A 24,050-nucleotide genomic window follows, 5' to 3' on the forward strand; every position below is an offset into this window, starting at 1 on the left:
CCCATGACTATTTATTCAGATATTTTTGCTGTTGCTTCAATGGATTTGCATACATTGCCAACACAGTTTCTTTTAAGTTTTCAGGACAACGCTCAAGATAACTTGAGAATGCGCTATCGGTTGAAGGCAAGCCCTGCTGCAACGCAAGCGCAGCTTCATTGGTAGACTGAATAGCATAGTTAGTAATGATCTGACGATCTACTTCCGCTACAAATTCTTCAGGCGTTTCAAAACCATCTTTTATTACATCACCAAAAGTCACTACAACCTTGCCTTTCTGACCAACAATGCCATTTTTAATACTGTCGATGTCTTCAAATTCAGCTTTTTCATAATTGCCTGTTGTTGATTTCTGATGCAGCTCACGGGCCTTATCAAAAGCACAAGGATCATATTCATAAGCAATTGAGACAGGTACAATTTTCAAGTTCGCCATGGCATAAGAGAAAGGTACTTTTTCTTTTTTCTGACTCATAAAGAACATTTTTATGATCGCAGGATCTGTCTGATCCAAGCCATCTTTCGCACGCCCTTCTTTTTGAGCTATCCAGATATTAGCTTGGTCCTTCGTCAATGATTCAGTGATATAAGCAGACAGTTGACCAAAAGCCGCCATCATTTCTCGAATACCATTTGCTGAGCGCTTCACAATAAAGCTTTTATTAAGGCGCATGAGATCAGACACAAAAGGTCGACGCAATAAATTGTCCCCTATAGCGATTCGCACCGTATTCAATTCTGCCAAATACAAGCCATAGTTAACAAAAGCTGGGTCCATGGCGATATCTCTATGATTCGACAAAAACAAATAGCCAACACCTTTTTCTAACTTTTCGATCCCTCGGTATTCAACATTCGTTGTCGTGGTTTTTATCATACGCTCCATGTAGCTTGCGACACGCATTTGGAACTCATGAACATTCGAAATATTAGTAATTTGACGTTTCAGCGCCAGCTTGACACAAAACGCCAATGGCACCTTAAGAAATTTAGGCCATTGAGCAAAGCGAAAACCAATAATAGTATTAATAAAATCTGGCATTTCGACCAGATTGTTCAACACCTCGGCGACCTCATCGTCGTTGTAGGGGCGTATATCGTGAAACTGATCCATTTAATTTTCCGTCAGTAAAAACTGTTTTGATTTTTATTATAAAAATATTTTTAAAGGCTTTGAATATCAAACCCTAACGCTTCTAGTTCCGCACGTTTTGACGTTGACGTTACCACAGCAACATTTTCGTTTTCTTTCGTTAGATAAGTCTTAGCGACTTGCTTCAACTGCTCAAGTGTTACCGCCAAGATCTTCGCGCGAAATGCTTCTCTATAGGCCAAACTACGACCGTGCAGATGCACATAGAAATCGCTTTGTGCTTCTCCTGCAGGAGAACCGGGTTTATCCATCGAACCAATCACACCCAAAATGGCTTCTTCTAGCGCATCATCAGTGTGTGCTTCATTTAGCATCCACTCAATTGAAGCATCAAAATCGGACAAGGTTTCAGTCAAACGAGGATCACGATAAGAGTAGAAGCGGAACGAGCCCGTGCTACCATCAAACGTCGCACCGCCACCGTAAGCACCGCCTTGCTCGCGAATCACACGATGTAAGAAACCATTACGTAAGAAGCCACCCAACACAGTCAAGGCAGCAACATCAGGATGTTCGCCAAATACCGTACGGAAGGCTTTACTGCAGAAACTCACCTGAGTTGATGTCAACCAAGCAACATTCACTTTCGAGTCAACTGGCGCCATAGAAAACTTAGTTTGCACACCGCCAGCAGACAAGTCGGCAAAAACAGCCTGAACCTCGTTCAATACACTTGCTTCATGCTGAGGCTCTGCCACCAATAAAAGCTGCTTGTTCGCTTGTAGTAATTTTTCATGCAAACGTTTAAAAATAGCCAAGACATTTTCGGCTGTTTTACTATCTGCTTTCATGGCATCGTCCAATGCAATAGCTGAACGAATGCCTGACATGCCACTCCATTTTTCTTGCTGCGCCGCAAGACCAGAAATCGCACTTGAAGCCGCCGTCATAGCAAGCGAGTGACCTTGACCAGTAATAGATTGTTCGCGACGAGCACGACGTTGAGCCACCAGCTCTTTCACTCGATTTGCTTCATCAAAGCGTACATTAAGCATAGTGTCTTTCAAAAGTTCGCTCATGGCTTTAACATTTGGCACCAAGGCTTTAGAGGACAAGATGAAGTAGCCATTTAGTTCTTGGCGATCTTCAATCGTAGCGCGAATCGAATTAGAAGCACCTAATCCACCACAAACTTGGGCTTGACGCTCCTGAACAACAAGGTAATCGTTTTCACCAATACCTAGCTCAGTCATCATTGAAGAAAACAAAGGCAAGTACTCGATTTCCTCTTCGTCTAGCTCTGGTAGATCAATCACCAACTGCTGATAAACCAAGCCATTTGTGCCTTGCGGGTAAAAAGTAATCGGTAAATTACCTGCCACTTTTTCATTTTCATATTCTGGCAAACGTGCAGGCACATCTTCTAAGCCAACTTTTGGCAAAATGCTCATGTCGTCAACTTGGGATTGACGCGTTTTCAAGGCCGCGCTGCGAGCAATGATCTGTTGCTTCTCGGCATCGGACAAGGCCGCTTTGATCTGACTCAATCGGTCTTTTTCCGCCTGATTACGACGCGCTTCAAGTGCATCATCAGGACTTAATGTTAGCGTTACTCTGTGCGCATTCGTTAGCAGCAAGTTTTTGATCAAGTTAGGAATATATTGCTGATCCTGAACTTTCTCACGCATTGCATTGATAACAGGATCAAGATCAAGCTGAGCGATCACATCACCCGCATGAACCGCTGTCGACAAGCCAGCCAAAATCAACTGCAAACCATAAGGGTAGCTGCCGCCGCCGACTTCACGCTGGCTCAATTCCAATTGGTGCAACATGGCATCAACCATATCTTGTGGCACGCCTTTTTCAGCAATGCTCTCTAGAGTCGACAAGACTAAAGCTTCAACTTTCGATGCGTCTTCTCGTTTTACACCTTCCAATCCGCACATGAAGCTCATTTCTTTATTGCTGTCTTCAAGGCCACACATTGGCGATGGCGCACGACCAAGATCACTGTTTTCTAATACTCGTAATAAAGGCGATGCGCTGTTATCTAGCAAAACGCTAGACAGCAATTGCGCTTCGAACTGTTGATTTAGATCGGTACTTTCACCTAACAACCAACCGACAACCACGTGGCTGCCATCTTCTTTCACTTCATCTGCCGCGTAGCCTTCTTCCACTCGTACTGGCGAGAAATAACGCTTGGCGTTCGGCACACTAACTTGCTCTTCTAAGCGCTCAAAACGACTTAGTACTTTCTCTTCGAATTCAGCTTGTAATGTTTCAGCAGGGATATCGCCAAACGTCATAAATACTGCATTCGAAGGATGGTAATGCGTGCGATAAAACGCCAATAAATCTTGGTAAGATAAATCTGGGATATCCGTGGGCTCGCCACCGGAATTGAAATGATAGGTATTGTTTGGGAACAGATATTTAGTTAGCGTTTGCCACAACACCGACGTCGTTGAACTCATCGCACCTTTCATCTCATTGAATACAACGCCTTTGAACGTCAATTCTGACTCAGCATTATCTGGCTCGGCGAATTCTAAGCGATGACCTTCCTGAGAAAAATCCAATTCATCAAGACGCGAGAAAAACACTGCATCCAAATACACGCCTAAAAGGTTATGGAAGTCTTTCTTATTCTTACTGGCAAATGGATAAGCCGTCCAATCAGAAGACGTAAACGCGTTCATAAAGGTATTCAACGAACGACGAATCATCATGAAGAAAGGGTCACGCACAGGGAAACGCTCGGAACCACACAATACCGTGTGTTCAAGGATATGCGCGACGCCACAAGAATCCGTCGGAACGGTTTTTAGGCCGACTAAGAATACATTTTCGTCATTCTCAGACGCGATATGAAAATGTTTAGCTCCCGTGACTGTGTGCTCAAACTCTTGAACAGTAACATTCAGAGCATCGATAAACTCACTGCGAAGAAACGTAAACGCAGGATGGTGCGCGGTGCTATTTGCCATTCTCTACCTCGATAAAATTAGAATACGATAATTACAATGTTTTGGGGCAGCTTGGATACATTCAAGACAACATAAGTCCAAGACAGCAAAGTTGCGGAATTATAGCAAAAACATGGCTTTTACTGCACGAACTAACGTGAATACTCCCATCTAAGACGAAACAAAGCATTAACGCTTTTGATGTTTTTCCCAATCGTCCAAGCGTACTTTTTCCGTCTTTTTAAACAACACATACACAGCACCCAAACCACCATGGTGTCGCTGCGCGCTATGAAACGCCATAACAGCATCAAGCTCTCTCAACCATTTATTAATATGGCTTTTAATCATAGCTTGGCTATCAGGGTCTGGCGTGCGATCCCCTTTACCATGCACAACAATAGCGACTCGAATATCGTTACGCATGCAGTCATCAACAAATTGATACACCTGCTCTCGCGCTTGAGCCACGGTATGCCTATGCAGATCTAAACGTGCATCAATGCCATACTTACCTTGTCTCAGGCGCTTAAAAACACCGTCTTGCACGCCAGAGCGCTTATATTCGAGCACATCATTGGGCTCAACTTTTTCAACATAGTCTTGCGACAAATGATTTCTGTCCGCCTCTTTAGCGATCAATGCCGCCTTTTGGCGAACCAAAAAATCGACCTGAGGACCTTTCTTGCCCAGATACACTTCGCTTTTTTTAAGTGGCTTAATACCCGCCACCTCTTGAGCGAACAAAGACGTTTCATCTTCGTCGTTCACAGCCTAAACCCTCTATGACTTACTCATCTTATTTAGCACACCACTATAGAACAATAAAGGCCCCTAAACAGGAGCCTTTACTTATTTCAACACAGACAGACCAAAGGTCCTACGCATTTCTTAGAACGGAATATCGTCGTCGAAATCGTCAAAGTTTGGCGCTTGTTGAGGCTTTGGCTCTGGCGCTGGTGCACGTTGAGGAGCTGGCTGTGGCGCACGTTGTTGTGGTGCTGCTTGAGCCGGAGCTTGCTGTGGTGCATTACCCCAGCTTCCAAAAGACTGTGGTGCTGCTTGTTGTGGAGCGGCCTGCTGAGGCGCTGCTTGATGCGCTGGCGCTTGGTAGCCACCTTGAGGTTGATTAAAGCCACCTTGAGGTGCATGCTGCTGTGGAGCCTGTTGCGCTGGCGCTTGGCCATATCCGCCTTGTTGAGGAGCAGACTGTTGTGGCGCACTGCCATAACCGCCGCCTTGACCACCTTGCATTGAGTCGTAACCACCGCCTTGCTGCCCAGCATTATCGCCACGGCCATCCAGCAATTGCATTTCGTTCGCTACGATTTCAGTCGTGTAGCGTTTGATGCCGTCTTTTTCCCACTCACGAGTACGCAATGAACCTTCTACGTAAACTTTAGAACCTTTCTTAATAAAATCGCCTGCGATTTGACCAAGACGGAAATTACCACGATCCATAAAAGCCACACGGTGCCATTCCGTACGCTCTTGCATTTGACCAGTTTGCTTGTCGCGCCAGCTTTCTGTTGTCGCTAAGTTAACGTTTGCAACCGCTGCACCAGATGGCATGAAACGCACTTCGGCATCGTTGCCTGCGTTACCAATCAAAATTACTTTGTTTATTCCACGTGCCATGACGTTCTTCTCCAACTAAAAGATAGAATAGTGTTTTACTTAAAGACGCACTTGCGGTGCCAGACGCACCAGAGCATCTTTGTCTAATATTTTTTTATCGACTTTCAGATAAGCGGTTTGCTCATCTTTAAAAATTTGCATACCTTCCACTCCTTGGATTTCTGCAAGTTGATCCGCCAACTTCGTTACTTCTTCATCTGTCATATTGGGCAGGCTAAACGCCAGACTACTTAACTGACGAGGTGCAGGCTGGATGGCACAAACAAGTGACCAAGCCAAAAACACCACGCCGACAACCCAAAAGACGCCACTGCTTGAATGATGCTGGAGCAGCCAACCGCCACCAACGCCACCCAAAAACGATCCCATAAATTGATGGGTAGAAAACACGCCCATCGCTGTGCCGCGATAACCAACTGGCGCTAACTTGCTAATAAGAGATGGCAACACAGCTTCCAGTGAGTTAAAGCCTACAAAATAAGCCCATAACAACACCCCAAACACCCAAAGGTAAGGAGCCCATTGCAGCAATATCGAGCTTAAACCCAACAAAATCATCACGGCGATTAACACACCTTTTGTCTTACCTTTTGATTCGGCAATAATCACCAATGGTAACATACCTGCGAAGGCAAAACCCATGATGGCTAAGTATAGCCAGCTATGTTGTGACAAGGGTAAATCAAACTGCTGAATCAACAAATTCGGCACGGTAACAAACAAAGCAGTTAGGCTCGCGTGCAACAACAAAACACTCACATTCAAGAACCGCAGTCTTGAATCTTTTAAGACCAAGCCTAACGCCAAAAGACTCGGTGTCGTATCGCGCCGAAAAGTGTGCTGGACGATATTCGGCACAGCAAAAATGATCAAGACTATTCCCAGTAAAGATAGCGCAAAGGATAGATAAAACAGACCTGAAAGCCCGACTAAGGCAAAAATCCAAGGACCTAATACCAAAGACAGCATAAACGAGGCACCAATACTAATACCAACAATCGCCATGGCTTTAGTTCGATTTTGCTCTCTAGTTACATCACTCAATAGCGCCATCAAGGTACTGGCAATAGCACCAGCGCCCTGAACCGCGCGCCCAACAATCAATGTATTGATATCGCCCGCATTGGCACAGATCAAACTACCTACAGCAAACAATAGCAGCCCAATAACAATGACGCGTTTACGGCCAATCTTATCTGACCACATGCCCATCGGAATCTGTAAGCTCGCCTGAGTCAGACCATAAATACCGATAGCAGTACCAATCAACGCGGCGTCCGCTCCGGTCAACCCATCAGCGGCCACGCTGATGACAGGCATAATAAGGAATAAGCCTAACATTCTAAATAAATAGATCAGCGCTAAAGCAAGAACTGAACGACGTTCGAGTAGATCCATAAGGAGGTTTCAACCGTTTAACTTAGGTGGTTAAGAAAAAGATTGTCAATTTTACAAAAAATACCGTTGAAGCTCCATTTCAACTACTGTAAAAATAGACAGTTATTTAATTTACTGGCAGATTTCTTTCTGTTGATCGACTTCACATTGGAGAATCATGGATACCATTACCATACGCGGGGCCCGCACACACAATCTAAAAAATGTGGACCTAGACATCCCAAGAGACAAACTTGTGGTGATTACTGGCCTATCCGGCTCAGGTAAATCCTCTCTCGCTTTTGATACTTTGTACGCCGAAGGACAACGACGCTATGTAGAATCCCTTTCGACATACGCTAGACAATTTTTGTCCATGATGGAAAAGCCAGACATAGACCACATTGAAGGCCTTTCTCCTGCTATCTCTATCGAGCAAAAATCAACCTCTCACAACCCACGATCAACAGTCGGTACAATAACAGAAATCTACGATTATCTACGATTGTTATTTGCCCGTGCAGGACAACCTCGCTGCCCAGATCATGGTGAGCCACTAGAGGCGCAAACCATATCACAAATGGTCGATAAAGTTATATCGCTACCAGAAGAAACTAAGATGATGCTGCTTGCACCGATCGTCAAGGATCGAAAAGGTGAGCACTTACATACCATCAGTGACTTACTTTCAAAAGGCTTTATTCGCGCGCGAATCGATGGCATCGTCGTCGACCTAGATGATGCTCCAGCATTAGAAAAAAACAAGAAGCACACAATCGAAGTGGTCATTGACCGTTTTAAAGTTCGTTCTGATCTACAGCTTCGCTTGGCAGAATCCTTTGAAACATGCCTTGGTTTATCCGACGGGATCGCCAAAGTCATCAATATGGATGACGAGCAAGAAGAGTACATTTTCTCAAGTAAATTCGCCTGTCCGGTTTGTGGTTACAGCTTAACGGAATTAGAGCCACGCCTTTTCTCCTTTAACAACCCAAATGGCGCTTGTCAGACATGTGACGGATTGGGCACTCATCAGATGTTTGATCCTGATCGAATCATTCAAGATGAAACTCTGACGCTTGCTGAAGGTGCAATCCGAGGCTGGGGTCGACGTAGTATTTTTTACTACCAGCAACTTAGTGCCTTGGCGAAACACTATGGCTTCGACATAGAATCGAAATATAAAGATATCCCTAGCGATTTCAAAAAACGCATCTTGCAAGGCTCAGGTAAAGACAAGATAGATTTCATCTACATCAATGAACGTGGCGATAAAATGACACGCTCTCATTCATTTGAAGGTGTCATCCCAAATTTACAACGTCGCTATCACGAAACAGAATCTGACAGCGTGCGTGATGACCTCTCACAGTACATCAGCATCCAACCTTGCCCAGACTGTCATGGCTCTCGACTCAATCGATCCGCTCGCAACGTCTTTATAGCTGAGCAAACATTGCCAGAAGTTGTGACCTATCCAATCGCTGAATGTTTGAAGTACTTTGAAACACTTGAACTTCCCGGGTCACGTGGAGAGATCGCCTCTAAAATTCTTAAAGAGATTCGTGACCGATTAACCTTCTTGGTAAACGTTGGCTTGGAGTATCTGACACTCGACCGAAAAGCCGACTCGCTATCTGGAGGCGAGGCACAACGAATCCGACTTGCTAGTCAAATTGGTGCCGGTTTAGTAGGGGTTATGTATATCCTTGATGAGCCGTCTATTGGTTTGCATCAACGCGATAACGAAAGACTGATAGCAACACTGACCAGACTAAGAGACCTAGGCAATACTGTCATTGTCGTTGAACACGATGAAGACGCCATTCGTATCGCCGACTTTGTTGTCGACATTGGCCCTGGCGCCGGCATTCACGGTGGCGAAATTATCGCCAGCGGCACACCACAAGACATAATGGATTGCCCTGAATCCATTACAGGACAGTTTCTAACGGGCAAACGAAAAATTGAAATCCCAGCCATTCGCCATCAAGCCAAGGACAAACAATTCCTTAAGTTAATAGGCGCAACAGGCAACAATCTAAATACTGTTGACCTTAAGATCCCTGTCGGCGTAATGACTTGTATCACTGGCGTCTCTGGATCTGGTAAATCGACATTAATTAACGGTACTTTGTACCCACTTGCCGCTACAGCACTTAATGGCGCAACCACACTTAAAGCGGCACCCCATGAACGTATTGAAGGTTTAGATTTATTTGATAAGTGTGTGGATATCGATCAAAGCCCTATCGGTCGTACGCCAAGATCAAACCCTGCAACCTACACGGGTATTTTCACTCCGATGAGAGAGCTATTCTCAGCAACACAAGAATCTCGCTCACGAGGCTATAAACCAGGTCGATTCAGCTTTAATGTGAAAGGTGGACGCTGTGAAGCCTGCCAAGGTGATGGCGTAATCAAGGTAGAAATGCACTTTCTTCCAGATATCTACGTACCTTGTGATACCTGTAAAGGCAAACGCTACAATCGCGAGACGTTAGAGATCCATTACAAAGGCAAAAACATTCACCAATGTCTAGAAATGACGATTGAAGACGCTCGAGAGTTCTTTGATCCAGTCCCATCTATCGCAAGAAAACTACAAACTCTAATCGATGTTGGTTTGGGTTATATTCGGCTTGGACAAGCAGCCACAACGCTTTCTGGCGGCGAAGCACAACGAGTTAAATTAGCGAAAGAGCTGTCTAAACGTGACACAGGTACAACGCTATACATTCTTGATGAGCCGACAACAGGCCTGCACTTTGCCGATATAGAACAGCTACTAAAAGTTCTTCATCGCCTAAGAGATCATGGAAATACCGTCGTTGTTATTGAGCATAACCTTGATGTGATAAAAACCGCCGACTGGATCGTAGATTTAGGTCCCGAAGGTGGTAGCGGCGGAGGATACATAGTCGCTGAAGGTACACCTGAGGATATCGCTAAAGCAGAGAAGTCTCATACTGGGCGATTCTTAAAACAAATGCTTAACTAGTATTTCATAGATAAATAAAAACACCCGATGAATCTATACTTCATCGGGTGTTTTTTTGCGCCTAAATATCCGCTAAATTTTTAGCAAAAAAAGCCGAGCTATTAGCTCGGCTTTTTATTACAAACTGATATTACTCAGCGGCTTCTGCAACTGGACGATCGACCAATTCAACATAAGCCATAGGTGCGTTGTCACCTGAGCGGAAGCCACATTTAAGAATGCGAACATAACCACCAGGACGAGCTTGGTAACGAGGACCAAGTTCAGTGAACAATTTACCTACTGCATCTTTGCTACGAGTACGAGCAAAGGCAAGGCGACGATTCGCAACAGAATCAACTTTCGCCAATGTTATCAACGGCTCAGCAACACGACGTAGTTCTTTAGCTTTCGGCAACGTAGTTTTAATAACTTCGTGTTCGAACAAAGAAGCAGCCATGTTTTTAAACATCGCTTTACGATGTGAGCTAGTACGGTTTAAGTGACGTCCACTCTTACGATGACGCATTTTACATTCCTTACCAAACTACGGTGGTCAGGGAACAATGACCTAGCGAGCTAGAACTTTGCTATCGTCTTTCAAACTAGCCGGTGGCCAATTCTCTAAACGCATTCCCAAAGACAAACCACGCTGTGCTAAAACATCTTTGATTTCAGTTAACGACTTCTTACCTAGGTTAGGCGTCTTAAGAAGCTCAACCTCAGTACGTTGAATCAAATCACCGATGTAATAAATGTTCTCTGCTTTTAAACAGTTAGCACTGCGAACGGTCAATTCAAGATCATCAACCGGGCGTAGCAAAATTGGATCAATCTCATCCTCTTCTTCTACAACAGGTGCTTCGCTTTCGCTTTCAAGGGCGACAAAAACCGCGATTTGCTGTTGTAAAATAGTCGCTGCACGACGAATTGCTTCTTCAGGATCGATAGTACCATTAGATTCGATGTCTAAGACTAACTTATCTAAGTCTGTACGCTGCTCTACACGAGCATTATCGACACTGTACGCAACACGGCGAACAGGGCTGAATGAGGCATCCAGTTGCAAGCGACCGATTGGACGAGTCTCATCGTCGCCAGCAACACGAGCATCAGCAGGCTCATAACCACGGCCACGTGCGACTTTGATCTGCATAGTTAACTCAGCAGTGTCATCTAAGTGCGCAATAATGTGATCCGGGTTAGCGATCTCTGCATCAGCAACCAACTGGATATCTCCAGCTGTTACGATACCAGGACCTTTTTTACTTAGAGTAAGAGTTGCTTCATCTTGCCCGTGTAGAGCGATCGCAACTCCTTTCAGGTTAAGAAGAATTTCAATTACATCTTCTTTAACCCCTTCGATTGCGCTGTATTCGTGTAATACACCGTCGATTTCAACTTCAACAATCGCACAACCTGGCATTGAAGAAAGCAGGATACGGCGCAGTGCGTTACCCAAAGTATGACCAAAACCACGTTCTAGCGGTTGCAGTGTAACTTTAGCGCGACAGTTGCCTAGTTCCTGAACTTCAATGTTGCGTGGGGTTAACAATTCGCTCACTGAACGCTGCATAGATCCACCTATTTCTTAATCCTAATCACCAACTTACTTAGAGTAAAGTTCGACAATTAGGTTCTCATTAATTTCAGCTGATAAATCGGCACGTTCTGGAAGTGCTTTGTAAGTAGCTTCCAGTTTAGTTGAATCAACTTCGATCCAATGGATCGGTGCACGACCTTTAGATAGCTCTAGTGCGCTTTGTACACGCAATTGCTTCTTAGCTTTTTCACGGATAGACACAACGTCACCAGCTTTAACTTGGTAAGACGGAATGTTAACCGTAGCGCCATTAACTAGAATACCTTTATGGCCTACTAGTTGACGAGCTTCTGCACGTGTAGAACCAAAACCTGCGCGATATACAACGTTATCTAAACGTGATTCCAAAAGTTGCAGAAGGTTTTCACCAGTAGCACCTTTAAGACGAGCAGCAGATTTATAGTAATTACGGAATTGTTTTTCAAGAATACCGTACATACGACGTACTTTTTGTTTCTCACGTAGTTGCAAGCCGTATTCAGAAAGGCGACCGCGACGTGCACCGTGCACACCTGGAACCGTTTCTACTTTACATTTCGACTCAAGAGCGCGTGAACCGCTCTTCAATTGCAAGTCGGTACCTTCACGACGAGACAACTTACAAGTTGGACCTATATAACGAGCCATGTATCTGTCTCCTCAATTAAACGCGACGTTTCTTAGGTGGACGGCAACCGTTGTGCGGAATTGGCGTCACATCTGTGATGTTATTGATACGCAAGCCCAATGCATTTAATGCACGAACTGCGGACTCACGACCAGGACCTGGGCCCTTAATCATTACGTCAACGTTTTTAAGGCCGAACTCTTGTGCGACAGTACCGGCACGTTCCGCTGCTACTTGAGCTGCGAAAGGAGTACTTTTACGAGATCCGCGAAAACCAGAACCACCTGCAGTAGCCCAAGACAAAGCATTGCCTTGGCGGTCAGTGATAGTCACGATCGTGTTATTAAATGACGCGTGTACATGAGCAACACCGTCGACGACCGTCTTTTTGACTTTTTTCTTGGTGTTGCGCGTAGCTGGCTTAGCCATATTGCACTTTCCTATTTAATGCTCAGCTCTAGCAAACTTAGTGGCTAGAGCGAAACGCGTTTAAATTACTTACGAATAGGCTTACGAGGGCCTTTTCGTGTACGAGCGTTCGTTTTGGTACGTTGACCACGAACTGGTAGGCTGCGGCGATGACGAATCCCGCGATTACAACCTAGGTCCATCAAACGTTTGATAGACATACTGACTTCACGACGTAAGTCACCCTCTACAGTATACTTAGCAACTTCGCCACGAAGTTCATCAAGGATATCATCACTTAATGAACCAATTTTCGCAGTTTCAGCAACACCCGTAGCAGCGCAAATAGCGCGAGAACGAGTGCGACCAATTCCGAAGATGTAAGTCAGAGAAATGACCGCATGTTTATTGTCAGGAATATTGACACCGGCTATACGAGCCATTCACTTTACTCCGTTGTTATTGATGATTATATGTTAATTCATCACTTTACTATCATGAGGGCGGCTGATTATGCCTATCTTTAGGCCATAAATCAACCACCCTTTCCCATCATCGAGCGAACTCGCTATTAACCTTGACGCTGTTTGTGACGAGGCTCAACGCAAATCACTCGAACTGAACCGTTACGACGAACGATTTTGCAGTTACGACAGATTTTCTTTACAGATGCACGTACTTTCATGTTCAACTCCAACCTACGCTTAACGCATTAGGCCATTTGGACCATAACCAGTCAGATTAGATTTCTTCATTAATGATTCGTATTGCTGACTCATCAAATGACTTTGAACTTGCGACATAAAGTCCATGACAACTACCACTACGATTAACATAGAAGTACCGCCAAAGTAGAATGGAACATTCCACGCAACAACAAAGAACTGAGGCATCAGAGACACTAGAGTGATGTATAAAGCACCAAACAGTGTCAAACGAGTCATTACACCGTCAATATATCGAGCTGTATGATCGCCTGGACGAATACCCGGCAAAAAAGCACCGGATTTTTTCAAGTTATCTGCCACATCTTTAGGGTTGAACACTAGCGCCGTATAGAAGAAGCAAAAGAATACAATTGCTATCGCAAACAACAGCACATAGAGCGGTTGCCCAGGAGCTAGAGCCAAAGAGATATTTTGCAACCATTCCATTCCTTCACCTTGACCGAACCATTGGCCAATCGAAGCTGGGAACAAAAGGATACTTGAAGCGAAAATAGGTGGAATCACACCAGCCATATTCACTTTAAGAGGCAAATGACTCTTTTGTGCAGCAAATACTTTTTTGCCTTGCTGACGCTTAGCATAATTAACCGTTATACGACGTTGACCGCGTTCGATGAAAACAACGAATGCGATAGTCGCAATGGCTAATATACCAATTAGCAACAAAGCTAAAATATTGATATCGCCTTGACGAGCCGACTCAAACGAACGACCTAAAGCAGATGGCAAGCCTGCAACGATACCTGCGAAGATAAGAATGGATATACCATTACCAATCCCTTTTTCAGTAACTTGCTCACCTAACCACATCAAGAAAACAGTACCAGCAACAAGAGTCACAACTGCAACAGCATAGAATTCCATACCATTACTGAACGAGATCCCTTGACTTGCCAAACCAACCGCCATACTAGCAGATTGGACAAGAGCAAGAAGCACGGTACCGTAACGAGTGTACTGAGTAATCTTGCGACGACCCGCTTCACCCTCTTTCTTTAGCTGCTCTAGCTGCGGGCTCACAACCGTCAATAACTGCATAATAATAGAGGCAGAAATATAGGGCAAAATCCCAAGCGCAAAAATACTCATGCGCTCAAGCGCGCCCCCTGAGAATACGTTAAATAAACTCAGAATAGTGCCTTCATTTTGATCAAACAACGCAGACAGTCTGTCAGGATTAATACCTGGAACAGGAATGTGCGCACCGATTCGGTATACAATAATTGCTAGAAATACGAAACGAATACGAGCCCAAAGCTCGCTTAATCCGTTTTGCATACCAGCTGGTAGTGAGCCACGCTTTGCCATTTATTCCTCGACTTTTCCGCCAGCTGCTTCAATAGCGGCACGAGCACCTTTAGTCACCTTAAGACCACGAACTGTGATAGCTTTGTCGATTGAACCAGACAAAATCACACGAGCAGTCTTAATTTGATGACCAAGAATGTCGGCGCCTTTAAGAGCAGCCAAATCTACAACTTCAGCATTTACAGCAGCAAGCTCGTTTAAACGAACTTCAGCAACATACTTTGCCTGACGTGAAGTAAAACCGAATTTTGGCAGACGACGCTGCAAAGGCATTTGACCACCTTCAAAACCAGGTTTTACTGAGCCACCAGAACGAGACTTAAGACCTTTATGGCCACGTCCGCCAGTTTTACCCAAGCCGCTACCAATGCCGCGACCAACACGTTTAGGAGCATGTTTGCTACCTTCGCCAGGACGAAGTGTATTTAAGAACATGTTATTCCCCTACCACTTTAACCATATAATAAACTTTATTAACCATGCCACGTACAGAAGGAGTATCTTCCAACTCACGTGTTTGGCCAACTTTACGCAAACCCAAGCCTTTAACAGTTTCACGGTGCTTTGGAAGACGACCGATCGGGCTGCGGGTTAGTTGAACTGTGATGGTATTATTCGCCATGACACATTACCCCAAAATTTGATCGACTGACTTACCGCGTTTTGCCGCGATTTGTTCAGGTGCTTTCATATCCTGCAAACCTTTAATCGTAGCACGAACTACGTTTACTGGGTTTGTAGAGCCGTAACATTTCGCCAAAACGTTATGAACGCCAACGATTTCTAGAACCGCACGCATTGCACCACCGGCGATAACACCAGTACCTGGAGACGCTGGTTGCATAAACACTTTAGATGCTCCGTGACTTGCTTTAATAGGATACTGAAGGGTATCGCCATCAAGTCTTACAGAAACCATGTTACGACGAGCTTGTTCCATTGCTTTTTGAATAGCTTGAGGAACTTCGCGCGCTTTACCACGACCAAAGCCAACTTTACCATTACCGTCACCAACAACTGTTAAAGCTGTAAAAGAGAAGATACGACCACCCTTTACAACTTTAGCAACGCGGTTTACTTGAACCAGCTTCTCTTGGAGATCGCTAGTTTGTTGATCATTAACTGCCATTTGCTACCCCTTAAAACTCTAGACCGGCTTCACGTGCAGCGTCAGCAAGAACTTGAACGCGACCATGGTATTTAAAGCCAGAACGGTCAAAAGCGACCGAAGTGACGCCTGCTGCTTTAGCGCGCGTAGCAATCAAAGTACCGACTTCTTTAGCCGCTACTTTATTACCAGTCGCCGAGCCACGAAGAGCTTCTTCAAGAGTAGAAGCACTAGCTAGCACTTTACTACCACAAGGAGAAATCACTTGAGCATACATATGGCGTGGTGTGCGATGTACAGTAAGACGATTCGCACCTAAGTCACGAATATGCAAGCGAGCACGACGTGCACGACGAATCCGAGATTGTTTTTTAGTGTTCATGAATGCCTACCTACTTCTTCTTAGCTTCTTTACGACGAATTACTTCGTCAGAATAGCGAACACCTTTGCCTTTATATGGCTCTGGCGGACGGAAACCGCGAACTTCTGCAGCAACTTGACCAACGGCTTGTTTATCAATGCCACGGATCACAATTTCTGTTTGAGAAGCACATTCAGCTGTTACGCCTTCAGGAAGTTCGTAATCTACTGGATGAGAAAAACCCAGAGACAGGTTAAGTACATTGCCTTTAAGCGCAGCACGGTAACCAACACCTTGAAGAAACAATCTTTTCTCAAAACCTTGACTAACACCAACAACCATGTTGTTAACCAAAGCACGAGTTGTACCAGCTAAGGCACGGCTTTGTTTTGCACCATCGCGCGCAGCGAAGGTAATAACATTTTCTTCTTTAGACACTTGTACGCTTGTGTGAATATTAAACTCTAAAGAACCTTTACCGCCTTTAACAACGACAGTTTGTCCATTTAGGGTTAAATCTACACCACTAGGAAGCGTCACGGGACTATTAGCAACTCGAGACATACTAACTCCTAGAATACTGTGCAGATTACTTCGCCACCGATACCAGCAGCACGAGCTGCACGGTCTGTCATCACACCTTTAGAGGTAGAGATGATTGCAACACCAAGGCCAGCTTCTACTTTTGGTAGAGCACTAGTGCCTTTGTATTGACGCAAACTTGGGCGAGATGCGCGTTTGATTTGTTCGATAACTGGCTTACCTTCGTAGTATTTCAACTCGATAGTAAGCGTCGGTTTTATTGCCTCGTCTACAGAAAAGTTACCTACGTAACCTTCTTCGCGTAGAACAGCAGCAATCGATGTCTTCATTTTTGATGAAGGCATGCTCACAGAGGTCTTTGCAGCCATCTGTGCATTACGAATACGTGTAAACATATCCGCAAGGGTATCTTGCATACTCATTTAAGAGCTCCTAATTTAAAAACCATTGTGCAGCAAATAGAGCTCGCGCATAGTACACAGCAGCGAGCAGAATGTCCAGTATTTAGACACTCCACTCACTGCCATGTATTATGATCGCGCTCTACTTGCTTACCAACTAGCTTTCTTCAAGCCAGGTACGTCGCCACGCATCGCTGCTTCACGCAGTTTGATACGAGACAGACCGAAGCGACGGTATACACCGTGCGGACGACCTGTAATTTGGCAACGGTTACGTTGGCGTGAAGAAGATGAATCGCGTGGAAGCGCTTGTAATTTAAGCGTTGCATCCCACTTTTCATCGTCCGATGCATTAACGTCGCTAATGATCGCTTTTAGAGCCGCACGCTTTTCAGCGAATTTAGCTACTAATTTGGTACGTTTTGCTTCGCGCTGAATCATTGATACTTTAGCCATGATTCCTACCTCTTATTTCTTGAAAGGGAAACTAAAGGCTGCTAGCAAAGCACGACCTTCTTCATCGGTACGAGCAGTCGTTGTAATGGTAATATCCATACCACGTACACGATCCACTTTATCGTAATCGATCTCTGGGAAGATGATTTGCTCTTTAACACCCATACTGTAGTTACCACGACCGTCAAAAGACTTAGGATTAAGTCCACGGAAGTCACGGATACGTGGAATGGCAACATCTACCAAACGGTCGAAGAAATCCCACATACGCTCGCCACGCAGAGTAACTTTACAACCGATCGGGTAACCGTCACGGATTTTAAAGCCTGCTACAGATTTACGAGCCTTAGTCACTACAACTTTCTGGCCGCTAAGTGCTTCAAGATCATTTACCGCATGCTCAAGAAGTTTCTTGTCTGCGATAGCTTCACCAACACCCATATTTAAAGTGATTTTAGTGATTTTAGGCACTTCCATCACGTTTTTGTAGCTAAACTCTTCTGTAAGTTTTGCTACAACTTGATCTTTATAAACTTGCTTAAGTCTCGCCATGGCTATAATTCTCGCTCTTAGGCGTCGATCGCTTCACTATTTGATTTAAAAACACGTACTTTCGTACCGTCTTCGTTCAATTTAAAGCCGACGCGATCCGCTTTACCCGTAGCACTATTATAAATGGCTACATTGGAAACCTGGATAGGTGCTTCTTGTTCAACGATACCACCAGTTGAACCCTTCATAGGGTTTGGTTTCTCGTGTTTCTTAACAGTATTAACGCCAGAAACTAGAACTCGGTTTTCGCCTACTACTTTAACAACTTTACCGCGTTTGCCTTTATCTTTCCCAGCAATCACGATAACTTCGTCGTTACGTTTGATTTTACGCATAATGTCCCCTCTCCCTCTTACAGCACTTCAGGCGCAAGAGAAACAATTTTCATGAACTGCTCAGTACGCAATTCACGTGTTACAGGGCCAAAGATACGAGTACCAATAGGCTGCCCTGAAGCATTCAATAGAACCGCTGAGTTTACATCAAAACGGATCACTGAACCATCAGAACGACGAACACCTTTTCTAGTTCTAACGACAACTGCGTTAAGAACCTGCCCTTTTTTAACACGACCACGTGGGATCGCTTCTTTCACTGTGACCTTAATAATGTCACCGATAGCAGCATAACGACGATGTGAGCCACCCAGTACTTTAATACACTGAACACGCTTTGCGCCGCTGTTATCTGCAACATCAAGCATCGATTCTGTTTGAATCATTACTGCTCTCCAATCAAATTAGATAACAAGTCTCACGAAGGAAGGAGCAGCTTATACAGCTGCTGCTTTCTCTACAACTTGAACCAGTTTCCAAGTCTTAGACTTAGAGTAAGGGCGTGTTTCTACGACCTTAACTAAATCACCGATTTGGCACTCATTGTTTTCATCGTGAGCGTGTAGTTTAGTTGAACGACGTATAAACTTACCGTATAAAGGGTGTTTTTCTGTACGCTCAACTAGTACCGTGATGGTTTTATCCATCTTATCGCTTACTACTTTACCAGTAGCTATACGCGCTTTTGTTTCTGCCATCTTAGTTACCTGCCTTATCATTTAGCACGGTTTTAACACGTGCGATATTGCGGCGAACTTGCGAGAGCAAATGAGTTTGCGCTAACTGACCAGTGGCTTTCTGCATGCGCAGAGTAAATTGCTCACGTAGCAGTTCAATCAAGGTCGCTTGTAGCTCAGCTACAGACTTTTCTTGCATTTCTTTTGCTTTCATCTACATCACCGTACGCGTTACGAAAGTTGTGGACAGAGGAAGCTTAGCAGCAGCCAACGCGAACGCTTCGCGTGCTAACTGTTCTGAAACGCCCTCAACTTCATAAAGCATCTTGCCAGGTTGAATCTGTGCAACCCAGTATTCTACGCTACCCTTACCTTTACCCTGACGAACCTCAAGAGGTTTCTGAGTAATCGGCTTATCAGGGAACACACGAATCCAGATTCTGCCGCCACGCTTGATGTGACGAGTCATTGCACGACGCGCCGCTTCAATTTGACGAGCTGTAAGACGACCACGTTCTGTGGACTTCAATCCGAATTCACCAAAGCTAACTTGGTTTCCGCGAAGAGCAAGACCGCGGTTACGGCCTTTCTGCATTTTGCGGAACTTAGTACGTTTCGGTTGTAACATGACTTACCCCCTACTTAGACTTCTTCTTTTGTGCGCCTTTATCAGCTCGCACTTGTTCAATACCGCCCAAGATTTCGCCTTTGAAGATCCACACTTTTACGCCAATGATGCCGTAAGTTGTAGCAGCTTCATAAGTAGCGTAGTCAATGTCAGCGCGTAGAGTGTGCAGAGGCACACGGCCTTCACGGTACCACTCAGCACGTGCAATTTCTGCACCGCCTAAACGACCACTTACCTGAACCTTGATACCTTTCGCGCCTGCACGCATAGCATTTTGTACTGCGCGCTTCATAGCACGACGGAACATTACGCGACGCTCAAGTTGGCTAGCAATATTTTGCGCAACCAATTTAGCATCCATTTCAGGCTTGCGAATTTCTTCGATGTTGATGTGGACAGGTACGCCCATCATTTCAGAAACTGCATTACGTAGTTTCTCAACATCTTCGCCTTTCTTACCAATCACGATACCCGGACGGGCAGTGTGAATTGTAATACGAGCTGTCTGAGCAGGACGCTGAATCTCGATACGAGAAACAGAAGCCTGGACCAATTTTTTCTCCAGGAACGCACGAACCTGAAGATCGTTTAATAACAGCTTAGAGTAGTTTTGGTTATTCGCATACCAAGTAGAAGTATGATCTTTAACTATCCCTAGGCGTATACCAGTTGGATGAACCTTCTGACCCATTGGGTTTCTCCTAATTAGTCAGCGACTTTAACTGTGATATGGCAACCGCGTTTTAGAATACGGTCAGCACGGCCTTTGGCACGTGGCATAATACGCTTCAGAGTCATAGCCTCATCAACGTAAGCCGTAGACACTCGCAAGTCATCTACATCAGCACCTTCGTTATGCTCAGCGTTAGCTATAGCAGACTCTAGTACCTTCTTAACAATTACTGCCGCCTTCTTAGGACTGAACGTTAAAATGTTCAGTGCTTCGCTAACAGATTTGCCGCGGATTTGATCTACAACCAAACGGGCCTTCTGCGCTGAGAGGCGAGCACCCTTCAATGAAGCTTTTACTTCACTCATGTTAATACCCCTTATTACCGTTTGGCTTTCTTGTCCGCAGCATGACCACGATATGTACGGGTCGGAGCGAACTCACCCAATTTATGACCGACCATATCTTCAGTTACTAGAACTGGAACATGCTGGCGACCATTATGGACAGCGATAGTCAACCCTACAAAATCAGGGAAGATAGTAGAACGGCGTGACCAAGTTTTAATTGGACGACGATCATTTTTCTCTACCGCAGCCTCTACCTTTTTCAACAAATGAAGGTCGATAAAAGGACCTTTTTTTAGTGAACGTGGCACAGTCGTTTCCTCTTATTACTTAGTACGGCGACGTACAATAAGTTTGTCAGTACGCTTGTTGCTGCGTGTTTTGTAACCTTTAGTAGGCACACCCCATGGCGTAACTGGGTGGCGACCACCTTTGCTACGACCTTCACCACCACCATGTGGGTGATCCACTGGGTTCATCGCCGCACCGCGAACGGTAGGACGAACACCACGCCAACGCGTAGCACCAGCTTTACCAAGAACTCGCAAGCTATGCTCAGAGTTTGATACTTCACCTAAAGTAGCGCGACATTCCGTCAATACTTTACGCATCTCACCTGAACGTAGGCGAAGGGTAACGTAACGACCTTCACGAGCAACTAGCTGAGCAGAAGCACCAGCGGAACGTGCAACTTGCGCACCTTTACCTGGCTTAAGCTCGACACAGTGTACGGTACTACCAACTGGTATGTTTTGCAGAGGCAAAGTATTACCAGCTTTGATAGGCGCATCTGCACCACTAAAAACGATATTGCCAGCGACCATACCTTTGGAAGCGATAATGTAACGACGCTCACCATCAGCATATCTAATCAATGCAATATTTGCAGAACGGTTTGGATCATATTCCAAACGCTCAACTACCGCAGAAATTCCATCTTTATTACGACGAAAATCAACCATACGGTAATGCTGCTTATGACCACCACCTACGTGACGCGTAGTGATGCGTCCGTTATTGTTACGTCCACCAGATTTGCTTTTTGTGTCTAGCAAAGGTGCATATGGTGCGCCTTTGTGCAAATCGTTGTTGGTAACTTTAACAACGTGACGACGGCCTGCAGACGTTGGCTTACTTTTAACAACAGCCATTGACCTATCTCCCCTTATTCAGCGACCATGAAATCAATGTCTTGACCTTCAGCTAAACGCACATACGCTTTTTTCACGTCTTTACGCTTACCTAGACCACGAACTGTACGCTTTGTTTTACCTTTATGGTTCAACGTGCGAACAGACTCAACTTTGACTTCAAAAAGCGCTTCGATAGCTTGTTTGATTTCAGGTTTCGTTGCATCACCAGTTACACGAAAAACATATTGACCATTGCCTTCGGCTACGATCGTTGCTTTTTCGGAAATGTGTGGACCCAACAGAACTTTATAAATACGTTCGCCGATCATGCTAGTGCCTCCTCAACTTGTTTCAGAGCACCAACTGTCACCAACACTTTGTCGTAAGCAATCAAGCTAACAGGGTCGATAGACGCTGCATCACGTACATCTACGTTAGGAATGTTGCGAGCCGCTAAGAATAAATTGTCATCCAAATTATGGGAAACAATCAAAGCGTTCTCAATATTCAATTCTGCCATTTTTGCTATGAAGAGCTTAGTTTTTGGAGCTTCCAATTTAAGATCTTCAACAACAACAAGACGGTCTTGACGTACAAGTTCAGACCAGATGGTGCGCATTGCTGCACGGTACATCTTCTTGTTCACTTTCTGAGAGTGATCTTGTGGTTTCGCAGCGAAAGTAACACCACCTGAGCGCCATAAAGGGCTACGGATAGTACCTGCGCGCGCACGACCAGAACCTTTTTGTTTCCAAGGTTTGCGTCCACCACCCGCTACTTCAGAGCGTGTTTTTTGTGCACGTGAGCCTTGACGAGCGCCAGCCAAGTAAGATGTAACTACTTGGTGAACCAACGCTTCGTTATATTCACGAGCAAAGGCTACATCAGAAACTTCTACAGTTCCTTCCGCGCCTGTTAGATTCAAGTTCATTGTCTACCCCTCTTAGCGAGCTTTAACAGCTGATTGAAGAATAACATCACCATTTACTGCACCAGGTACGGCACCTTTCACTAGGATAAGGTTACGTTCTGTGTCTACACGAACCACTTCTAGTGATTGAGTAGTTACTTGTGCAGCACCCATATGGCCAGCCATCTTCTTGCCTTTCCAAACACGACCAGGTGTTTGACATTGGCCGATAGAACCAGGTGCACGGTGAGACAACGAGTTACCATGAGTAGCGTCTTGCATACTAAAATTATGACGCTTGATGGCACCTTGAAACCCTTTACCCTTTGATTGACCAGTTACATCAACCATTTGGATAGATTCGAAATCAGCAACAGTCAGCTCATCACCAACATTGATTTCTTTTTCGTCACCTGCCAGGCGGAACTCCCACAAACCACGACCTGCTTCAACATTCGCTTTTGCATAATGACCCGCAGCAGCTTTGTTAACGCGGCTCGAACGGCGAGAACCTACAGTAACTTGAATAGCTTGGTAGCCATCAGTTTCTGCTGTTTTCACCTGAGTAACGCGGTTCGGTTCAACCTCGATGACGGTTACTGGCACGGATACACCATCTTCAGTGAAGATACGTGTCATACCGGCTTTGCGTCCGACTAATTGAATAGCCATTTTTTACCTCACTTGCCAGTTGTGTATGGGGCTATCACCCGCTACGGCTGATCATTCCAGATCATTCCACTATTGTGCATATAGCCGACTGATAACCAGCCGGTTGTCGCACCCCAAACCTTGAGTTATTAACCCAAAGAAATTTGTACTTCCACGCCTGCCGCAAGATCTAGCTTCATAAGAGCATCAACAGTTTTTTCTGTTGGCTCAACGATATCTAGAACACGTTTGTGTGTACGGATTTCATACTGATCACGCGCATCTTTGTTTACGTGTGGAGAAATCAATACTGTATAACGCTCTTTGCGAGTAGGAAGTGGAATCGGTCCACGCACTTGCGCACCTGTACGTTTCGCTGTGTCCACAATTTCTTGTGTTGAAGCATCGATCAGACGATGATCAAACGCTTTCAGACGAATACGGATTTTTTGGCTTTGCATTTCCAACTCCAAATACAATGTTTTAATGACTTAATTGTACATTTATTAAGCCACAATCCTTTTTTAAGGACGGCGAATATTAGCCATTCAAAAACTGGTTGT

34 protein-coding genes are annotated in these 24,050 nt (G+C 44.9%); 1 reads left to right on the forward strand and 33 read right to left on the reverse strand.

What is annotated here, in order from left to right; all coding sequences use genetic code 11:
* Positions 1–7: 7 nt before the first annotated feature.
* From BUA59_RS20850 to BUA59_RS20870, 5 genes are all read right to left on the reverse strand, one after another.
* Entirely contained in the window at positions 8–1,114 is a 1,107-nt protein-coding gene (locus BUA59_RS20850) for a 1-acyl-sn-glycerol-3-phosphate acyltransferase (protein WP_072841808.1), read from the reverse strand.
* Between the two features lie 50 nt (positions 1,115–1,164).
* The gene (locus BUA59_RS20855; protein ID WP_072841810.1) at positions 1,165–4,086 is read right to left on the reverse strand and encodes an insulinase family protein; all 2,922 of its coding nucleotides are present in this window, start codon (positions 4,084–4,086) and stop codon (positions 1,165–1,167) included.
* 168 nt (positions 4,087–4,254) lie between these two features.
* Positions 4,255–4,836 carry a DNA endonuclease SmrA gene (gene smrA / locus BUA59_RS20860; protein ID WP_072841812.1) on the reverse strand — a complete coding sequence of 194 codons (582 nt, stop codon included), beginning with the start codon at positions 4,834–4,836 and terminating at the stop codon, positions 4,255–4,257.
* Positions 4,837–4,956: 120 nt separating this feature from the next.
* Positions 4,957–5,703 (reverse strand): single-stranded DNA-binding protein, encoded by a 747-nt coding sequence (gene ssb / locus BUA59_RS20865; protein WP_072841814.1) that lies wholly within the window; start codon positions 5,701–5,703, stop codon positions 4,957–4,959.
* Between the two features lie 39 nt (positions 5,704–5,742).
* Positions 5,743–7,101, reverse strand: a complete 1,359-nt coding sequence (locus tag BUA59_RS20870) for an MFS transporter (protein ID WP_072841816.1) — start codon at positions 7,099–7,101, stop codon at positions 5,743–5,745.
* A 157-nt stretch (positions 7,102–7,258) separates the two neighbouring features.
* On the opposite strand from BUA59_RS20870, the gene uvrA reads away from it, so the two are divergent.
* The gene (gene uvrA / locus BUA59_RS20875; protein WP_072841818.1) at positions 7,259–10,081 is read left to right on the forward strand and encodes an excinuclease ABC subunit UvrA; all 2,823 of its coding nucleotides are present in this window, start codon (positions 7,259–7,261) and stop codon (positions 10,079–10,081) included.
* 130 nt (positions 10,082–10,211) lie between these two features.
* On the opposite strand, the gene rplQ is transcribed toward uvrA, so the two are convergent.
* From rplQ to rpsJ, 28 genes are all read right to left on the reverse strand, one after another.
* Complete coding sequence (gene rplQ / locus BUA59_RS20880; RefSeq protein WP_072841820.1) at positions 10,212–10,589, reverse strand: 50S ribosomal protein L17; 378 nt, start codon at positions 10,587–10,589, stop codon at positions 10,212–10,214.
* Positions 10,590–10,631: 42 nt separating this feature from the next.
* Positions 10,632–11,636 carry a DNA-directed RNA polymerase subunit alpha gene (locus BUA59_RS20885; RefSeq protein ID WP_012071911.1) on the reverse strand — a complete coding sequence of 335 codons (1,005 nt, stop codon included), beginning with the start codon at positions 11,634–11,636 and terminating at the stop codon, positions 10,632–10,634.
* Between the two features lie 33 nt (positions 11,637–11,669).
* Entirely contained in the window at positions 11,670–12,290 is a 621-nt protein-coding gene (gene rpsD, locus BUA59_RS20890) for a 30S ribosomal protein S4 (protein WP_012071912.1), read from the reverse strand.
* Positions 12,291–12,306: 16 nt separating this feature from the next.
* The gene (gene rpsK / locus BUA59_RS20895) at positions 12,307–12,699 is read right to left on the reverse strand and encodes a 30S ribosomal protein S11 (RefSeq protein WP_012071913.1); all 393 of its coding nucleotides are present in this window, start codon (positions 12,697–12,699) and stop codon (positions 12,307–12,309) included.
* 65 nt (positions 12,700–12,764) lie between these two features.
* Positions 12,765–13,121, reverse strand: coding sequence for a 30S ribosomal protein S13 (gene rpsM / locus BUA59_RS20900; RefSeq protein ID WP_013797821.1), 357 nt, complete (start codon positions 13,119–13,121; stop codon positions 12,765–12,767).
* A 128-nt stretch (positions 13,122–13,249) separates the two neighbouring features.
* A complete protein-coding gene (rpmJ, locus tag BUA59_RS20905; RefSeq protein WP_012071915.1) occupies positions 13,250–13,363 on the reverse strand; it encodes a 50S ribosomal protein L36 in 114 nt (37 codons plus the stop codon).
* 19 nt (positions 13,364–13,382) lie between these two features.
* Positions 13,383–14,714 (reverse strand): preprotein translocase subunit SecY, encoded by a 1,332-nt coding sequence (gene secY / locus BUA59_RS20910; RefSeq protein ID WP_072841822.1) that lies wholly within the window; start codon positions 14,712–14,714, stop codon positions 13,383–13,385.
* On the reverse strand, positions 14,715–15,149 hold the full coding sequence (gene rplO / locus BUA59_RS20915; RefSeq protein ID WP_072841824.1) for a 50S ribosomal protein L15: 435 nt from the start codon (positions 15,147–15,149) through the stop codon (positions 14,715–14,717). It abuts the gene before it with no gap.
* 1 nt (position 15,150) lies between these two features.
* Entirely contained in the window at positions 15,151–15,336 is a 186-nt protein-coding gene (rpmD, locus tag BUA59_RS20920) for a 50S ribosomal protein L30 (protein WP_012071918.1), read from the reverse strand.
* 6 nt (positions 15,337–15,342) lie between these two features.
* Positions 15,343–15,843 carry a 30S ribosomal protein S5 gene (gene rpsE, locus BUA59_RS20925; protein WP_072841826.1) on the reverse strand — a complete coding sequence of 167 codons (501 nt, stop codon included), beginning with the start codon at positions 15,841–15,843 and terminating at the stop codon, positions 15,343–15,345.
* Positions 15,844–15,853: 10 nt separating this feature from the next.
* Positions 15,854–16,204 (reverse strand): 50S ribosomal protein L18, encoded by a 351-nt coding sequence (rplR, locus tag BUA59_RS20930; protein ID WP_012071920.1) that lies wholly within the window; start codon positions 16,202–16,204, stop codon positions 15,854–15,856.
* A gap of 10 nt (positions 16,205–16,214) precedes the next feature.
* Positions 16,215–16,748 (reverse strand): 50S ribosomal protein L6, encoded by a 534-nt coding sequence (rplF, locus tag BUA59_RS20935; RefSeq protein ID WP_012071921.1) that lies wholly within the window; start codon positions 16,746–16,748, stop codon positions 16,215–16,217.
* Positions 16,749–16,756: 8 nt separating this feature from the next.
* Positions 16,757–17,149 (reverse strand): 30S ribosomal protein S8, encoded by a 393-nt coding sequence (gene rpsH / locus BUA59_RS20940; RefSeq protein WP_072841828.1) that lies wholly within the window; start codon positions 17,147–17,149, stop codon positions 16,757–16,759.
* Positions 17,150–17,278: 129 nt separating this feature from the next.
* Positions 17,279–17,584, reverse strand: coding sequence for a 30S ribosomal protein S14 (gene rpsN / locus BUA59_RS20945; protein WP_072841830.1), 306 nt, complete (start codon positions 17,582–17,584; stop codon positions 17,279–17,281).
* A gap of 12 nt (positions 17,585–17,596) precedes the next feature.
* The gene (gene rplE, locus BUA59_RS20950; RefSeq protein WP_012071924.1) at positions 17,597–18,136 is read right to left on the reverse strand and encodes a 50S ribosomal protein L5; all 540 of its coding nucleotides are present in this window, start codon (positions 18,134–18,136) and stop codon (positions 17,597–17,599) included.
* 17 nt (positions 18,137–18,153) lie between these two features.
* On the reverse strand, positions 18,154–18,471 hold the full coding sequence (gene rplX / locus BUA59_RS20955) for a 50S ribosomal protein L24 (protein WP_012071925.1): 318 nt from the start codon (positions 18,469–18,471) through the stop codon (positions 18,154–18,156).
* Between the two features lie 17 nt (positions 18,472–18,488).
* A complete protein-coding gene (gene rplN, locus BUA59_RS20960) occupies positions 18,489–18,857 on the reverse strand; it encodes a 50S ribosomal protein L14 (RefSeq protein ID WP_012071926.1) in 369 nt (122 codons plus the stop codon).
* Between the two features lie 51 nt (positions 18,858–18,908).
* Positions 18,909–19,169 (reverse strand): 30S ribosomal protein S17, encoded by a 261-nt coding sequence (rpsQ, locus tag BUA59_RS20965; RefSeq protein WP_012071927.1) that lies wholly within the window; start codon positions 19,167–19,169, stop codon positions 18,909–18,911.
* Position 19,170: 1 nt separating this feature from the next.
* Entirely contained in the window at positions 19,171–19,362 is a 192-nt protein-coding gene (rpmC, locus tag BUA59_RS20970) for a 50S ribosomal protein L29 (protein ID WP_012071928.1), read from the reverse strand.
* Positions 19,363–19,776 carry a 50S ribosomal protein L16 gene (rplP, locus tag BUA59_RS20975; protein ID WP_012071929.1) on the reverse strand — a complete coding sequence of 138 codons (414 nt, stop codon included), beginning with the start codon at positions 19,774–19,776 and terminating at the stop codon, positions 19,363–19,365.
* Between the two features lie 10 nt (positions 19,777–19,786).
* The gene (gene rpsC / locus BUA59_RS20980; protein ID WP_012071930.1) at positions 19,787–20,467 is read right to left on the reverse strand and encodes a 30S ribosomal protein S3; all 681 of its coding nucleotides are present in this window, start codon (positions 20,465–20,467) and stop codon (positions 19,787–19,789) included.
* A 14-nt stretch (positions 20,468–20,481) separates the two neighbouring features.
* Positions 20,482–20,814 carry a 50S ribosomal protein L22 gene (gene rplV / locus BUA59_RS20985; protein ID WP_012071931.1) on the reverse strand — a complete coding sequence of 111 codons (333 nt, stop codon included), beginning with the start codon at positions 20,812–20,814 and terminating at the stop codon, positions 20,482–20,484.
* A gap of 14 nt (positions 20,815–20,828) precedes the next feature.
* Positions 20,829–21,104, reverse strand: a complete 276-nt coding sequence (gene rpsS, locus BUA59_RS20990) for a 30S ribosomal protein S19 (protein WP_012071932.1) — start codon at positions 21,102–21,104, stop codon at positions 20,829–20,831.
* Between the two features lie 15 nt (positions 21,105–21,119).
* Entirely contained in the window at positions 21,120–21,944 is an 825-nt protein-coding gene (rplB, locus tag BUA59_RS20995) for a 50S ribosomal protein L2 (RefSeq protein ID WP_012071933.1), read from the reverse strand.
* A 14-nt stretch (positions 21,945–21,958) separates the two neighbouring features.
* Complete coding sequence (rplW, locus tag BUA59_RS21000; RefSeq protein ID WP_012071934.1) at positions 21,959–22,255, reverse strand: 50S ribosomal protein L23; 297 nt, start codon at positions 22,253–22,255, stop codon at positions 21,959–21,961.
* A complete protein-coding gene (gene rplD, locus BUA59_RS21005) occupies positions 22,252–22,857 on the reverse strand; it encodes a 50S ribosomal protein L4 (protein WP_072841832.1) in 606 nt (201 codons plus the stop codon). Before rplD ends, rplW begins: the two co-directional genes overlap by 4 nt.
* A 12-nt stretch (positions 22,858–22,869) precedes the next feature.
* A complete protein-coding gene (rplC, locus tag BUA59_RS21010; RefSeq protein ID WP_072841833.1) occupies positions 22,870–23,508 on the reverse strand; it encodes a 50S ribosomal protein L3 in 639 nt (212 codons plus the stop codon).
* Positions 23,509–23,636: 128 nt separating this feature from the next.
* Positions 23,637–23,948 (reverse strand): 30S ribosomal protein S10, encoded by a 312-nt coding sequence (rpsJ, locus tag BUA59_RS21015; RefSeq protein ID WP_012071937.1) that lies wholly within the window; start codon positions 23,946–23,948, stop codon positions 23,637–23,639.
* Between the last annotated feature and the right edge of the window lie 102 nt (positions 23,949–24,050).

It is taken from the genome of Marinomonas polaris DSM 16579 (assembly GCF_900129155.1).
Taxonomy (GTDB): Bacteria; Pseudomonadota; Gammaproteobacteria; order Pseudomonadales; family Marinomonadaceae; genus Marinomonas; species Marinomonas polaris.